This is a genomic window from Flavobacterium lacisediminis, assembly GCF_025909975.1.
GTDB lineage: Bacteria > Bacteroidota > Bacteroidia > Flavobacteriales > Flavobacteriaceae > Flavobacterium > Flavobacterium lacisediminis.
The window spans coordinates 430,203-446,196 of the sequence record NZ_JAPCIO010000001.1 but is presented as its reverse complement, the minus strand read 5'-3'; the positions used below and the strand labels follow the sequence as shown (position 1 = coordinate 446,196).

General features: G+C 31.8%; 13 protein-coding genes. 3 read left to right on the top strand and 10 right to left on the bottom strand.

The genetic code is table 11. From position 1 onward, the window contains the following. Window positions 1-235 precede the first annotated feature (235 nt). Genes OJ995_RS02175 through OJ995_RS02165 form a run of 3 tightly spaced genes read left to right on the top strand, consistent with a single transcriptional unit; the run spans window position 236 to window position 3,060 of the window. Window positions 236-1,210, top strand: coding sequence for a succinylglutamate desuccinylase/aspartoacylase family protein (locus OJ995_RS02175; RefSeq protein ID WP_264367941.1), 975 nt, complete (start codon window positions 236-238; stop codon window positions 1,208-1,210). A gap of 55 nt (window positions 1,211-1,265) precedes the next feature. Continuing rightward, entirely contained in the window at window positions 1,266-2,504 is a 1,239-nt protein-coding gene (locus OJ995_RS02170; RefSeq protein ID WP_264367940.1) for an aminotransferase class I/II-fold pyridoxal phosphate-dependent enzyme, read from the top strand. Next, window positions 2,497-3,060, top strand: coding sequence for a 5-formyltetrahydrofolate cyclo-ligase (locus OJ995_RS02165; RefSeq protein WP_264367939.1), 564 nt, complete (start codon window positions 2,497-2,499; stop codon window positions 3,058-3,060). Before OJ995_RS02170 ends, OJ995_RS02165 begins: the two co-directional genes overlap by 8 nt. A gap of 5 nt (window positions 3,061-3,065) precedes the next feature. Here the strand turns inward: OJ995_RS02165 and OJ995_RS02160 are convergent, their stop codons facing one another. The 10 genes from OJ995_RS02160 to porZ all read right to left on the bottom strand — a co-directional run bounded on the left by OJ995_RS02160 (window position 3,066) and on the right by porZ (window position 15,917). Continuing rightward, complete coding sequence (locus tag OJ995_RS02160; protein WP_264367938.1) at window positions 3,066-5,774, bottom strand: carboxypeptidase-like regulatory domain-containing protein; 2,709 nt, start codon at window positions 5,772-5,774, stop codon at window positions 3,066-3,068. 54 nt (window positions 5,775-5,828) lie between these two features. After that, window positions 5,829-6,632 carry a GLPGLI family protein gene (locus tag OJ995_RS02155; RefSeq protein WP_264367937.1) on the bottom strand — a complete coding sequence of 268 codons (804 nt, stop codon included), beginning with the start codon at window positions 6,630-6,632 and terminating at the stop codon, window positions 5,829-5,831. Window positions 6,633-6,705: 73 nt separating this feature from the next. Beyond that, a complete protein-coding gene (locus OJ995_RS02150) occupies window positions 6,706-6,930 on the bottom strand; it encodes a hypothetical protein (RefSeq protein WP_264367936.1) in 225 nt (74 codons plus the stop codon). An 87-nt stretch (window positions 6,931-7,017) separates the two neighbouring features. Then, on the bottom strand, window positions 7,018-7,818 hold the full coding sequence (locus tag OJ995_RS02145; RefSeq protein ID WP_264367935.1) for a GLPGLI family protein: 801 nt from the start codon (window positions 7,816-7,818) through the stop codon (window positions 7,018-7,020). A gap of 13 nt (window positions 7,819-7,831) precedes the next feature. Beyond that, window positions 7,832-8,113, bottom strand: coding sequence for a hypothetical protein (locus OJ995_RS02140; RefSeq protein WP_264367934.1), 282 nt, complete (start codon window positions 8,111-8,113; stop codon window positions 7,832-7,834). Between the two features lie 180 nt (window positions 8,114-8,293). Further along, the gene (locus OJ995_RS02135; RefSeq protein WP_264367933.1) at window positions 8,294-8,920 is read right to left on the bottom strand and encodes a lipoprotein signal peptidase; all 627 of its coding nucleotides are present in this window, start codon (window positions 8,918-8,920) and stop codon (window positions 8,294-8,296) included. An 81-nt stretch (window positions 8,921-9,001) separates the two neighbouring features. Beyond that, on the bottom strand, window positions 9,002-9,382 hold the full coding sequence (locus OJ995_RS02130) for a TraR/DksA family transcriptional regulator (protein WP_073581819.1): 381 nt from the start codon (window positions 9,380-9,382) through the stop codon (window positions 9,002-9,004). Between the two features lie 50 nt (window positions 9,383-9,432). Beyond that, window positions 9,433-12,834 carry an isoleucine--tRNA ligase gene (gene ileS, locus OJ995_RS02125; RefSeq protein ID WP_264367932.1) on the bottom strand — a complete coding sequence of 1,134 codons (3,402 nt, stop codon included), beginning with the start codon at window positions 12,832-12,834 and terminating at the stop codon, window positions 9,433-9,435. Between the two features lie 79 nt (window positions 12,835-12,913). Then, window positions 12,914-13,627: a DNA repair protein RecO gene (gene recO, locus OJ995_RS02120; RefSeq protein ID WP_264367931.1), complete on the bottom strand. Its 714-nt coding sequence runs from the start codon at window positions 13,625-13,627 to the stop codon at window positions 12,914-12,916. A 4-nt stretch (window positions 13,628-13,631) separates the two neighbouring features. Continuing rightward, complete coding sequence (gene porZ, locus OJ995_RS02115; protein ID WP_264367930.1) at window positions 13,632-15,917, bottom strand: type IX secretion system anionic LPS delivery protein PorZ; 2,286 nt, start codon at window positions 15,915-15,917, stop codon at window positions 13,632-13,634. Window positions 15,918-15,994: the final 77 nt, after the last annotated feature.

The window sequence follows — 15,994 nt, the reverse complement described above, 5'->3', positions numbered from 1 at the left end:
AATTCGCACGCGGATGAAACGGATGCTTTGCAGCGCTGATTGGAGCGTTATTTTTTACACAGAGATTCACAGAGCTTTTTTTGATTTTGATGCTTTTGAATAGAGTTACACAGAGACGCTTTACTTTAAACTTTTCATTTCTTCAATTTGTGTTCCAAAAAAATATTGATTTTTGAACTTGAACTTGCCCTTGTTCTTGAACTTTTCGTATTTTTAACACCTTAGAATCAACCAAATGACAGCCTCAAAACCACTTGTAATCCTTAAAGAAACCATTTTAGCTGGCGAAAGCAAAACCATTAACATGGAAATTGCCAAGTTGCACACCATGAATAAATTGAAGATTCCAATAATTGTGGAGCGTTCAAAAATTGATGGTCCAACAGTTTTATTCACCGCTTGCTTGCATGGTGATGAAATCAACGGAACCGAAATTGTGCGCCAGTTAATCATTCAAAAAATCAACAAACCTAAGCGAGGAACGATAATTTGTATTCCGATTATCAATATTTTCGGATTTGTAAATCAAACTAGAGAATTCCCAGATGGTCGCGATTTGAATCGGGTTTTTCCTGGAAGTAAAACGGGTTCTTTGGCAAGTCGTTTTGCGTATTATATTTTAAAAGATATTATTCCGCATGTAGATTACGCTATCGATTTTCATGCGGGTGGCGCCAGTCGTTTTAATGCTCCACAAATTAGAATTGTGCCAGAAAATCCAGAATTAAAAGAACTTTCCGATGTTTTTAATGCGCCTTTTACATTGTATTCGAAGAATATTTCGGGTTCGTTCCGAAATTCTTGCGATAAATTAGGCGTTAAAATGTTGCTTTTTGAAGGCGGAAAATCATTAGATATAAACCTTCAAGTTACTGAAGAAGCCGTGGAAGGAACCAAGCGTTTTTTAGATCATTTAGAAATGCTAAATCCGAGAAAAAAAGCAACAAAAAAAGACAACAAAACCATTTATATAGAAAAATCTAGTTGGATTAGAGCGAAATATTCCGGTATGTTTCATGGTTTAACTACGATTGGTAGTTTTGTTAAAAAAGGCGAATTATTGGCTACTATTTCTGATCCTTACGGAAAAGTAGAGCACAAAATGAAAGCGCCACATGAAGGTTATGTAATTAATGTAAATGATGCGCCTATTATTTACCAAGGCGATGCTATTTTTCACATTTCTACTCACTTAGAATCAGAAAGCTAACAATTATCATGTTTTTATTGAATTAGTACCTGTAATTTCGTCAAAATTTTTAGGTATGAACTTCTGGAAAAAACTTACACACGAAGAAAGAAAAGCCCGAATTGATAAGGCTTTGCATGATAATGTTAACTTCTCAAAAGATGCTTCTTTAGGCTATCCGGCTTCTAAGTTAGATAGTCGCGTTTTTTATGATGATGCGCCTTTTTTGAAAGATGCACCCACGCTTCAAACCTATGTTGCGAATCCAAATAACATTGGTTGTCACACTTTTGGCACTTCTGAAAAAGCATTTTATGGTACACAAGAAATTGAACGTGAAGTTTTAAATGTAATTGCTGTTGATATTTTCAAAGCTAAAGAAAACGAATTCGACGGCTACATCGCTCCTGGTGGAACGGAAGCTAATATTCAAGCCATTTGGGTTTTTAGAAATGAATTTCTACATAATTTTGATGCGAAATTAGACGAAATTGCCATTTTAGCATCGGAAGACACGCATTATTCGATTCCAAAGGCTTCTAATTTATTGCAAATCGATTGGTTGAAAATTCCAGTTGGGTTTGAAAACCGTGAAATTGATGTGAATGCATTGGATAACATCATTTCAGAAGCTAAAAATAATGGTAAAAAGTACTTCATTGCCGTTTCAAATATGGGAACAACCATGTTTGGTTCGGTTGATAATCCAGATGATTATACTTCGATATTAGAAAAACATAACGTTACTTACCGTTTGCACATTGATGGTGCTTATGGCGGATTTGTGTATCCGTTTAGCAATCAAAAATCGAATATCAACTTCAGCAATCCGAAAATAAGTTCAATTACGATTGATGCGCACAAAATGTTGCAAGCGCCTTATGGAACAGGTGTTTTTGTTTGTCGAAAAGGCTTAATCGAAAACGTATTGACCAAAGAAGCAGAATACGTAGAAGGCATGGATTTAACGCTTTGCGGAAGTCGTTCTGGCGCGAATGCCGTAGCGGTTTGGATGATTTTATTTACTTATGGCGCTTATGGTTGGTTTGAAAAAGTGAGTATTTTACAAATGCGCACGCAATTTTTATGTAACGAATTAGACCATTTAAACATTAAATATTTCCGTGAACCGTTTATGAATATCGTAACGATTCATTCGGAATCGATTCCAGAAAAAATTGCTGAAAAGTACGATTTGGTTCCGCAACAACACAACGAAAACAACAAATGGTACAAAATTGTGTTAATGGATCACGTAGAAGTAGAACATTTGACTAAATTTATAGACGAATTGAAAGCGTCTGTAAATGGATAAGAAATCGTTAAGGCAAAAGGCAAAAGCTGAAAGGCAAAAGTTAACTCAAGAGGAAATCGAAGACAAAAGTTTAGCGATTGCGAACCAATTGTTGCGAATGGACATTTGGGACAAATTGTATTATCATTTGTTTTTAACGATTGAAGAGCAAAAAGAAATCAATACCGAATATATTCTTCAAATTTTAGCGGGAAAAGATAAAGAAATCGTCATTTCGAAGTGCGATTTTGCTACTTTAGGAATGACGCATTTTTTATTGACCGATAATACCAAAATCAAAAAGAACAATTACAACGTTCCAGAACCGGTTGATGGTTTAGAAGTGCCTGATGCGAAAATTGATGTGGTTTTTGTACCGCTTTTAGCTTACGACAAGCAAGGAAATCGTGTTGGGTATGGAAAAGGCTTTTACGATAACTTTTTAAGTAAATGCAAGCAAGAAACAATTAAAATTGGGTTGTCGTTTTTTCCTCCAGAAGAAAAAATTGAGGATGTTTCGGAAAATGATGTGAAATTGGATTTTTGTGTGACGCCTGAGGAGATTTATAAGTTTTAATTTCATTAAAAACGATATTCTATTTTTAAAAGCAAATACCTTGGCATTAATCTATACTCTGTTTGATAAATAGTGATATCCGAAATACTATAATTTCTATATGTTTCAGTATTAAAAAGATTATTACCTGAAAGGGAAAATGTAAGTTTATTTTCTTTTACAATATATCGAGCTTCTAAATCTAAGAAATAGTATTTGTTGTTTTCTTTGTCTAAATTTCCAAAGAAATAATGTTCAGCTTGGGCTTGGATATTAAACTTATCACTAAACATAAACGACAAATCTAAAAAACTCATATTATCTGTAAAATCATTTTTAATGGTTGTTTCAACTTTATTGAAATTCCATTTTGAACCAATATGATAATTGAAGAAGCCTCTAAAACCTGAACGCAATTCAAAACCATAATTAGTGTTAATGTTTTTTACTTCACGTAAATTAGAATTATTTACAATGTTTTTAAAATTGGTTTTCGTTACGCCTAAATTAATTTTTAAATTCGATTTTATGGGTTTAAAATAATAATCAAAACTTGATGAAATTGATAAAAATCCACGGTCTTTTATTATGATTTTATCAGATTGCGAATAGTTTTGTGCTATAATAGAATTAGTACTATAAAAATCATTGTTTTTTGAATACATGATAAATGAATTTGCAAAAAACTTTTCTCCCCAACTACCATAAGTATAATTTATGACAGCACTTGAAGAATTTAATTGATTAAATTCTTCCAAACCTCTAGAAAAGGAACGATAACTGGTTTGAACATAACCAGAATAAACATCTAATACATTTGAATTTGTGGTATTGTATGTGTAAGATGTTACGATTTTATTTCTCTCGTTAATTTGCCAATCTAAACCAATTTTTGGAATAATAAAAAAAGGTTTCTGATTATATTCTACATCAAAATTTTCGAACTTGTTGAATAATTGATGAAAATCGGATTGAGTTAGTAACGTAAAACTATTTAACTTAAATCTATATTTAGCTGATAAGTATAAATCATTCGTAGTATATGTTAGATTATTTTGATAATCATTTGGAAATGATAAGTTATTTTGATTTTCTAATAATTCAAAACGAGTATTTAAATAATCTATTCTAATTTGATTACCTATTTTAACTTCTAACAAATCACCATTTTTCTTTTTATCTAATAAATGTGCTTCAACACCAGCAAATTGGATCTTATTTTCACTAAACTGCATCGTATTATTTGCGTTTTCTGAAAATAAATCTTCAAAAATGAATTGATTTACAGAATAATTTTGAGGAGTTTTTTCGTTTACATAACGGCTTGAAAGTAAAAATACTTTATTTTCTTTAAACTTATTTGTATAAACTAACTTTTGGTCAAAAAGTTGGTTATTTGAGTTTAAACGTTCATTAAGTAAATCGTTGTTGAACAATAATTCACTTCTGTTTTTTTCGTTTGTTTTGTTAAATTTCCCTATATATTCTATCGTTGTAGTTTTGGATACATCATAAGTTAAATCTACTTTTCCGAAACCAGTGATTTGAGTTTTTCTACCTATAAAATCTTCAATATTAGTAAATGTTGTATTGCCAACGGAAAACTGCTGGAGACCATTTCTAAAAAAATCATTTTCATCAGTGTTTAAAAAACCTAAAGTTTTAAGTTTAACTTTATCTGAGATTGTGAAAATACTATTTAAAGACAACATCTCAGTATTATTAAGGCTTACCCTTTTTTCCTTTAAATTTGGAGTGTCAAAACCAATACGCAACAAAGTATTAACGTTTTGGTTATCACCAATACTTGCAGGTTCATCAAAACGATATGGTCGAATTAAGTGATTGATGTCGCCAGTCGCATCATAACCGGTATTGTTTAGATTAGCAAGAAAGTAGTATTTAGATTTCTTACCAAAATTCATTAAATTAGCTTTTGCGTCATAACGATTCTCTGAAAACAAACCATAACCTAAACTTGTATTTCCAAACCAAGTGCGTTTATAATCATCTTTTAAAGTTAAATTAAGCGCAACTTTTTCACTATTTTCAATGCCTTTAAGGTGTTTATTATTAGAATAATTTTGTAGTAATTCTATTTTATCAATTGGATTAACAGGCATGTTCTTAGTAAGAATTTTATATCCTTTTTCAAACATATCATCACCATCAATCATTACTTTTTCAATTTCTTGATTGCCAACTTTTATGGTGCCATCACTATCAATATTTAATCCTGGTATTTTTCTTAATAAATCTTCAATTACTTGCTCATTACCTTGTTTGAAAGAATCTGCATTAAACACAACAGTGTCATTTTTAATTGATATTGGACGTGAATTCTCAATAATAACTTCATTTAATTCTGTTATTTTTGGTCTTAGCACAATGTTGATTGTTTTAATTTTGTTTCCAAAATCAAAACTAAACTCCTGTTTTTCTTCACTATATCCTAATAAATTTACAACAATATAATATGTCCCTTTTTCAAATATTTGAAATTCATAATTACCGTATTCATCTGTAAAAGTATATGCTATTAATTCTCTTTTATCATTCTCTAAAATAACACTTGCCTCAGATAGATCTTCATTATTCTTTGAACTTATTTTACCTTTTACTATTGATTGTGAAAATGATAAATTAGCTGAAATTAGAAATAAAATATTTACTATTAAATATTTTATCCGCTTAGAAAAAATGGCTGTAAAAAAACTATAATATGAAATTTTCATTAAAATGAAGATAAATTATTTGCAAAACTCTTCGAAAAATTATTTTATGACATATTAATTAAATGTTTTTCTCTCCCTAAATTCGTTTATAGGTTCTTTTTCTTGCTCTGTAGTATACTCAAAGCGAACATTAAAATCTCTTCCAGAATTTCTGGATTTAATAATTTCTATTTTTTCTTTAATTTTTTCAATTCTTTTTTTGTTAAAATCTTCAAATGATATTTTTTCAAATTTAGAATCATCTTTAACTTTTGAATTAATATTATATTTTGAATTAATGTATGGGTATGAAATTAATTTTGCTTCCCATTTATATATTCCTTCTTTATCTTCTGCCATTAAAATTACACCAGGTAGACCGTTGAGTTTCCATGGGCCAAGTGAAACGGGTATTTTTTCAGTATACCATGCTTCATATTTTCTTCCTCTAAATTCCGTAGTTGCTTTTTTACATTCATAGTTACCTATTTTTTTTATTTCGTTTAATAATTTCCACTTCATTTTTGGCAAACCTTCATATACAGCATATTTTTTTTTTAAAACAATATTGTCAAATAATTTTTCGGTTAGTATTTTCTTTTTTCTATCAATTATAATTTCAGATAATATTTCTTTAATATTATTTACTCCAACTGACTCACCATCATCAATCTTTTCTTTTTTAATTTTTTTTATCACTTTTGAGCTATAAAATGAGTAATCATTTGAAACAATTAAAGTACCTAAATCTAAATTGATTATTGATGGTGTAAATATCCTAAATTCATTATATTCAATTTTTAATAATTTATTTGGAGTTTTTTGACAAACAGAAAATTGTGTTACAATTAATGCTGTTATGATAAATATCTTTTTCATTTTTTTAGAATAAATAGTAAGGCAGTTTTATTTAAAAAACTGCCTTACTGATTAATAGTTTCATCTTAATATATTATGGATTTTGCGTTTGCCACACTTCAAGTGCCGCAGATAAGGCATTTGGACTACCACAATTAAAATTATCTGCCAAAACAATTACTTCAACATAGCCCAATGTTTGTCCTGTATTAGCATCGTAAATTCTATATCTGCAAGTTTTAACTACTTCTTCAATAATTGTAAATGAACTCAAAGAAATAAAAAATAAAATAATTACAGAAAACATTATTTTTTTCATTTGCTTAATATATTTTGCACCATTAAAGGACCTGTGCGGTTAGGTTTCGTCCAAACTTTCTTTATTTAGAGAGTTTGTGCAAGATTCTTATTTAAAATCTTGTTGTGCCCTCCATTCGTTTACCGGCTCCTTTTCTAAAAAAGTTGAATATTCATAACTAAATTTCATTCCATCACGATTAGCACTTCTTGATTTAATAAGTTCTATTTTAGCCTTAATAGCATCAATTCGTTTCTTATCAAAATCTTTGTATGAAATTTTTTTAAACTTAGGATTATCTTTAATAATTGTATTAAAATCAATTTCTTTCCCTTTGAAAGGATATTGAATACTTTTTACTTCCCATTTATAAACACCCTCAACATCTTCAACAGACAAAATCAATCCTGGCAATCCTGAAAACTTCCAAGGACCTGAAGAAACAGGTATTTTCTCAGTAAACCAAACTTCATAAGTTCTTCCTCTAAAAGTAGTTTTTGCTTTTTTACAATTATAATTACTTATTTTTTTTTGTTCATTTAAAATTATCCATTTCATTTGTGGTTTAGCCTCATTAACTGAATAATAATTTTTCAAAAAAAGATTTTCATATAATCTTTCAACAAGTGTTTTATTTTTATTATTTATTAATATTTCTGAAAAATCTTTATTTTTACCATTATTGATATTAATAACATCTGATTTTTTTTGACTTCCATTACTTTCAGTTTTAATAAATTCAGATTTATAAAACGTATAATCCTTAGAAAAATATAATTTTCCAGACTTTTTAATAATAATTTCACTATTCTGTTGAACAGTTTCATAATATTCAACTTTTAAACTATTATCTTGAGAAAAACAAAAAAAAGAAACAAATAGAAAACAAAAAAAAATTACACTTTTCATGTCAATCAATTATTTAAGGAAACATTTCATGATAAGCATTATAGCTTCCTATAGCATAATGCATTGCTGAACTACTTCCACAAGGAACATTGTCTGGCATACCACTCACTGTCCAATAACCAAGAAATTCACCGTTAGAATACATTGCATAAGTACAAGAATGCAGAACAACTCCATCCTCTAATATAACTGAAGTTGATTTTTCAATCTTAGCAGTAATTTGCTCCGTTTTCTCTAGTTTTGTTTTGGTATTAATAGTTACATTTGAAGCAAAAGTAAAGCTTCCTACTAGCATAAATACTAGTGATAAAAATGCTTTTTTCATGATTAAAAATTTTATAATTAATCTAACATAATTATAAAAATTTCACACCACTTACAACAACAATGTAATAAGTGGTACAAACAAAGTAATAAGTGGTAATTTTTAAGGTTGCTTTATACTAACAAACCATATTATTTCATTTTGAATTTATTACTCAGCCGAAACTTCCTCTTTATCCGCATGAGCAAACGCTCTTTTATTAAATACAATCAAAATCCCAACACCAGTTGAAATTGCCACATCAGCTACATTAAAAATGGCGTTGAAAAAAGTAAAGTGTTTGCCACCCCAAATTGGTAACCAAGAAGGTAAGTTTCCTTCCCACATTGGAAAATAGAACATATCTACTACTTCACCGTGAAACCAAGTACCGTATGGTTGGTCGGAAAAAGCTGTTGCTACTTGATGATAACTATCGTTAAAAATGACACCATAAAAAACCGAATCGATAATGTTTCCTAAAGCGCCAGTAAAAATCAAAGCAATAGCTACGATTAAATAATTTGATGCTTTTTTTCTTACTGAATCCCACAACCACCAAGCAATTCCTCCTACGGCTACGATACGGAATAAGGTTAAGATTAATTTCCCATGTTCGCCCGGAATTTCAGCACCCCAAGCCATGCCTTCATTCTCTATAAAATGAATTTGAAACCATTCTAAACCCATTACTTTTATGGATTCTCCAATAAAAAAATGCGTCTTGATATAGATTTTTGAAATCTGATCAATTAATAAAATAGCAATGATTAATAAATAGGCTTTCTTTAACGACATGTTCAATTTTTTTGCAAAAATAGTGTTTTTATTAAATAAAAAACGCCCCAAACGGAGCGTTAGTATAATTTTGTAAAAAGATTAACGTTGCAAGTTTTTTGCTTCGATACTCATAGTTGCATGAGGAACGATTTTTAAACGCTCTTTACTTATTAATTTGCCTGTAACTTTACACAAACCATAGGTTTTGTTTTCGATACGAATTAAGGCATTTTTTAAATCTCTAATAAATTTTTCTTGACGAATAGCTAGTTGTGAATTGGCTTCTTTACTCATTGTTTCACTACCTTCTTCAAATGCTTTAAACGTTGGCGATGTATCATCAGTTCCGTTATTTAAGTCATTCATGTAAGCACTCTTAATAAGCTCTAAATCACCTTTAGCCTTTTCTAATTTCGCTTGAATTAACGCTTTGAATTCAGCCAAATCAGCGTCTGAATATCTAATTTGCTCCTCTACCATAATTTCAATATTTTTTTATAGTTATACGTCGATTAAAAACCTTTCGGTTCTTATTTTGAAATTAATATACTTGTTTTTATATCATCAAACTCAATTTCCGTACCATTTTCAAGGTTTTCCACAAAAATTAACGATTCGGTTAAGGTTTCTGACTTAATATACGATTCATTAGCTAAAACGGCTTCCTCAACTTGAGCATTTTTTTCCATTTTAACGGTAATCTTGTCAGTTACTTCAAAACCAGAGTCTTTTCTGATATTTTGGATTCTGTTAATCAATTCTCTCGCGATACCTTCTTTTCTTAATTCATCGGAAATCGTAATGTCTAACGCTACCGTAATTCCGTTTGAATTGGCTACTAACCAACCCGGGATATCTTGTGAAGAAATCTCAACATCTTCTAGTGATAAAGTTATACTTTTTCCTGAAATATCCATAACCAGCTCCCCATCACGCTCTAATTTAGCAATTTCTTCCTGTCCAAAATTCTGTATCTCTTTGGAAATCAATCCCATATCCTTACCAAAACGTGGTCCCAATGTTTTGAAATTAGGCTTAATTTGCTTCACTAAAACACCAGAAGCATCGTCTAATAATTCAATTTCTTTCACGTTTACCTCAGCCATAATTAAGTCAGAAACTGCCTCAATTTCAGCACGCTGATTGTCGTCAAGTACTGGAATCATTACCTTTTGCAACGGTTGACGCACTTTGATCATTTCCTTCTTACGAAGCGATAAAACTAGTGAAGAAACCGTTTGTGCTTTCATCATTTTGCTCTCTAACGACTTATCAACAAAGTTTTCAACCGAAACTGGGAATTTCGCCAAATGTACACTTTCAAATGACTCAGAACCTGTAGCTTGTGTTAAATCTCTGTAAAGTTTGTCCATAAAGAACGGAGCAATTGGAGCTGAAAGCTTCGCAACCGTTACCAAACACGTATAAAGCGTTTGATAAGCCGCAATTTTATCTTGCGCATATTCGCCTTTCCAGAATCTTCTTCTACACAAACGAACGTACCAGTTGCTTAGGTTTTCCTGAACAAAATCAGAAATAGCTCTTGCTGCTTTAGTTGGTTCGTAATCTGCATACGCTTCATCCACTACTTGAATTAAAGTATGTAATTCGGATAAAATCCAACGGTCAATTTCTGGTCTTTCTTCTAATGGAACTTCCGCTTCAGAATAAGTAAATCCATCAATATTAGCATATAACGAGAAGAACGAATACGTATTATATAACGTTCCAAAGAATTTTCTACGAACCTCAGCCACACCTTCGATATCAAATTTTAAGTTGTCCCAAGGATTTGCATTCGAAATCATGTACCAACGAGTAGCATCTGGACCGTATTCTGCCAAAGTAGTAAATGGATCCACCGCATTTCCTAAACGTTTCGACATTTTCTGTCCGTTTTTGTCCAAAACTAATCCGTTTGAAACTACGTTTTTATAAGCGATTTTATCGAAAACTAAAGTTCCAATCGCGTGTAATGTATAAAACCAACCACGTGTTTGATCGACTCCTTCCGCAATAAAATCAGCTGGGAAAGCTTTATTTTCATCGATTAATTCTTTATTTTCAAATGGATAATGCCATTGTGCATAAGGCATCGCGCCTGAATCGAACCAAACGTCAATTAAATCGGTTTCGCGTTTCATTGGTTTTCCAGATGGAGAAACTAAAACAATTCCGTCTACTACATTTTTATGTAAATCCACCAAATCGTAGTTGGCTTCGCTCATGTCGCCAATTTTGAATCCTTTGTATGGATTTTCTGTTTGGAAACCTGCTGCGATTGCTTTTTCGATTTCGTTGTACAATTCTTCAACTGAACCAACTAACATTTCTTCGGTTCCATCTTCACTTCTCCAAATTGGTAGAGGAATTCCCCAATATCTTGAACGTGATAAGTTCCAATCATTCGCGTTTTTCAACCAATTCCCGAAACGACCTTCTCCTGTAGCTTTTGGCTTCCAGTTGATAGTTTCGTTTAAATCGAACATTCTATCTTTGATTTCAGTTACTTTGATAAACCAAGAATCTAATGGATAGTATAAAATTGGTTTGTCCGTTCTCCAACAATGTGGGTAACTGTGTACGTATTTTTCAACCTTAAAGGCTTTATTTTCTTCTTTTAATTGGATAGCGATTTCTACGTCAGCTGAACGTTCTGGCGCTTCACCATCGTTGTAATATTCGTTTTTAACGTATTTACCTGAAAAATCCCCTAAACCTTGGATAAATCTTCCTTGTAAGTCTACCAATGGTACCGGATTTCCGTTTTCATCTAAAACCAACATTGGCGGTACTTCTGGAGTTGCTTCTTTGGCAACTTTAGCGTCATCTGCTCCGAAAGTTGGTGCAGTATGAACAATTCCTGTTCCGTCTTCTGTAGTTACGAAATCCCCTGAAATTACTCTAAACGCATTTTCTGGGTTTTGATACGGTAATGCTAATGGTATTAATTGTTCGTAACGAATTCCTACTAAATCAGCACCTTTTGCTTCAACTAAAATTTGGTATGGAATCTTTTTATCATCTGATTTATAATTGGCAAAATCTGCTTCTGATTCCGCCACAAAATACTTTCCGCCGAATTGTTTTCCGACTAAGTTCTTCGCCAAAACCACATTTACTGCTTCAAAAGTATATTGATTGAATGTTTTCACTAAAACATAATCGATTTTTGGGCCAACAGTCAATGCTGTATTTGATGGCAACGTCCAAGGAGTTGTCGTCCAAGCTAAGAAATGAATGGTTCCAAAACCTTGTAAAAAGCTTGGTAAGGTTTCCTCTTTTGCTTTGAATTGAGCTACAATCGTTGTATCCGTAACATCACGATATGAACCTGGCTGATTCACTTCGTGCGAAGACAAACCTGTTCCCGCTTTTGGAGAATAAGGCTGGATGGTGTAACCTTTGTATAGTAAATCTTTGTTGTAAATTTGTTTTAGCAACCACCAAACAGTTTCCATATATTTGGATTTGTAAGTCACATACGGATCTTCCATATCTACCCAATAGCCCATTTTTTCGGTAAGGTCGTTCCATACGTCGGTGTAACGCATAACGGTTCTTTTACACGCTTCGTTGTATTCGGTTACCGAAATGGTTTTTCCGATGTCTTCTTTGGTGATGCCTAATTCTTTTTCGGTACCTAATTCTACAGGTAAACCGTGTGTGTCCCAACCTGCTTTACGCTTAACTTGGTAGCCTTTTTGAGTTTTATAACGACAAAAAATATCTTTAATAGCACGTGCCATTACGTGGTGAATTCCAGGCAAACCATTTGCTGATGGTGGTCCTTCAAAAAACACGTAAGGTGTAGCTCCTTCACGAGAAGTAACCGATTGTTCAAAGATGTGGTTTTTTTTCCAAAAATCAAGAACTTCTGATGCTACTGTTGGCAAGTCAAGTCCTTTGTATTCAGTAAATTTTGTGCTCATTTTGTCGCTTTCTTAAATCAATTTGCGAAAGTAATGATTTAAAGGTAAAAGGCAAAAGGTAAAAGGTAAAAGTTAAGACTTAGGAAAAAACTTCTTTTAAAACTTCTAACGATTTTGGTTTTTTGAAGCCATCAAGATGTAAGGTGTAGAAATCTAAGAGGATTTTTAGTAAAATTTGACGTTCAATACCGGCAAATACTTTTTGGTCAGCATCAAATTTTAAGTCTAATAATTTTTTGAACAAATGCGTTTCGTGTTCGGTTAACGAATTTACACTTTGAAAAGGCGTAAAATAACCTTCTTTAGTATCAAAAAAAGGAAAATCTATTTCGGTTACATCGGGATAAAAACCTAAGTATTTAGTAACTTCCATCATTAAAATGAGGTGAAAATTTGCCATTTCATCGTGCGTATCCAACCAAAGAAGCGCCGTTTCCAAAAACGAGAATAAATTTTGATTTTTCTCTTCTTCTTTGATGGCGTGATGTAAAATTTCGGAGAGAAAAATTACAATCGTACTTTTAACAATGTCTGTACTTATGGAATAATAGCTGTGTGCTAATCGGATTTCTTTAAAATGTTCGAGCGTTCCTTTATTCTTGTGATTAGCTTCGATTTCAATAATCGTTAATGGTTGAAAATAGGCGATTTTTTGATTGGCTTTTTTGTTAGAATAAGCGCTTTGTACAAAATAACTTTTTAAACCATCGGATTGTGTGAAACACTTTACAATCAAGCTTTTTTCTTGAAACTTTAAGGAAGAAAGTACGATGGCTTTAGTTTTGACTAGCATTGGATTATCTAATAATCATAACTTTCTTCACTGTTGAATCCGTTGCGTCTTCAGATGCTACAAAAATCATATAAACACCCGATGCAACTTTATGTTTTCCGAAAGCTTTGGTGTCCCATTCGATAGTTCCTCCTGATGAAGTGGTTTCATAAACTAAATTTCCTTCGATATCTGAGATTTTTATATTGGCTTTATCCGTTAATCCACTAATTTTTACTGTTCCCAAAAATTCTGGTCGAACCGGATTTGGATATACAAAAACATCGCTTAAACTATCACTTGGTTTGGTTGAAGTTCCTAAAAAAGACACCATTCCTTTGTCAGTAGCAAAAAACACTTCTCCTGAAACACCATCAATTTCAATATCGTTGATGTTATCACTTGGTAAAGGGGAATTGTTTTTGGTAAATCGATAAATCGTTTCTTGACCATCCGATGACACTAAGAAAACCCCACCATCAGCAATAGAAACCCATTTTCTATTGGCACCATCTACAGCAATATCTAAAATAGTTTGTTGGTAGAACAATTCTTGTGCTAAATCACCTTCTTGAATGATAATCGCATTTGTAGTTAACTCATCTGAAGAAACAAAACGATCAACAGAAACAGTTCTCAAACCTGCAAATGTTCCTATCCATAATTGATTTCTATTGTCAATAGCAACACAACGAACGTCATTGTCAGGTAAATTCCCATTGGTCGAATTAATTACAATAAATTTGTTATTGTAATTTTCATTAAATGCAATTAATCCATCGTTAATAGATGGCACCCATTTGGTTTTATTTTTATCTATCGCCATCGTACCATATCTACCCGTAGCAACTGTTGGTGCTACACCGGCAAGATTGTAGGATTGCCATTGTCCATTAGCGCGCAAAACCTTTATTGCTTTATCAACAAAAGCATTGGATACCCATAAATTTGCTTCTTTATCAAAAGCCGGACTATTGATCCGAATATCAACATAACTTGGATTTCCTGGCACAATTAAAGATTCCAAACCATTTGGACCTGTATTTGTATTGTTAAAAAGTTCAATGTTATCGCCTTCAATTTTAAGCAATCCCGAAAAATAAGAAGTAGCATATACCAGATTTGGATTGTTCGGATGAATTATAATATCGCAAATAGACTTGGCTTGAAACAAATCTTCGTAGGGAATTAATTCCCATCCATTATCTTTTGAATACTTACTAATTCCAAATTCATCTAAAGCATACGGATTATATTGACGCGTATAATCGCCATAAACCGCCCATAAATAATTAGGTGCTTTTTTTACTCTAAAAATATAATTTCTAACAGGCCCGTTAGGTGACATGGCTTCAAAAACAGTAGGATTTGTTAAAGAGGTAGAAAAAAGACCATCTTTTTCTGTTCCTATATAAATTATTCCACCAACCACTGTTGCTGCTTTAAAAACAACATTAAAATCTGGAATTTGTGTGATGTCTACTAAAACACTATAGGCTTGATTTAAAACGAATACATGATTTTGAGTAGTAACTATTAACTCTGTTCCATTTGTTTTGATTTTAAGTCCGGCTTGGTTTTGATTTAAAACTTGCTGAAACACTGAACCGTTGTATCTATAAGTTCTATAATTAGAGTTCATGGCTACCAATTCATTATTAAAGGTAACAATTCCTGTCCAAAAGCCAGCATCAAAAGTTTGCCATTGACTAAAATCATATAAATTAGGATTTGCTAAATCTCCTTTTCTAATACCAAAACTTCTAGTAACCGCATAAATTTGATTGTTTAGTACGGTAGTTTGTAGCACTTCTGTTTCTTCACCAGCTGTTCCAATAAAATAAGTTATAATGAATTCAGAAGTTACAACATCCATAACGGAAATTCCATAATCTGTGGCAATGTAAAGTTTGCCTTCGTGTTCAAAAAAATCGTTGATTCTCTTTTTATTTGGTGGTACAGGAACTTCGTTAATAATATCAACCTTTGTGGAAACTGAACCATCTGAATTGATAATTAACAACAACCCATTTGTATTTCCTGCGAAAGTTTTATTAGTGGTTGGTGAATGATGAATAGTGGTTATGGATTCTGGTTTTAATCCGTTAATAGAATTAAAAATTTTTAAATCACTTAAGGCAATTGCTTTAGAAAAAACCGCATTTTGAGTAGCTGCATATACAGCATCGGTTGCTGATTCCACATCAACAATTTCATTGTATGAAAAATATCCTTTCCATAACTGACTAGTCTGTTGCCCATAAAAAATTTGGGTAATTAAAAAGATATAAATGGAAATTGTCTTTTTCATTGCAAGTATTTAATACAAATATACTACAAACGTAATAAATTTTAGTTTTGATATATTTAGAAAAGAAAAAAGCTCTT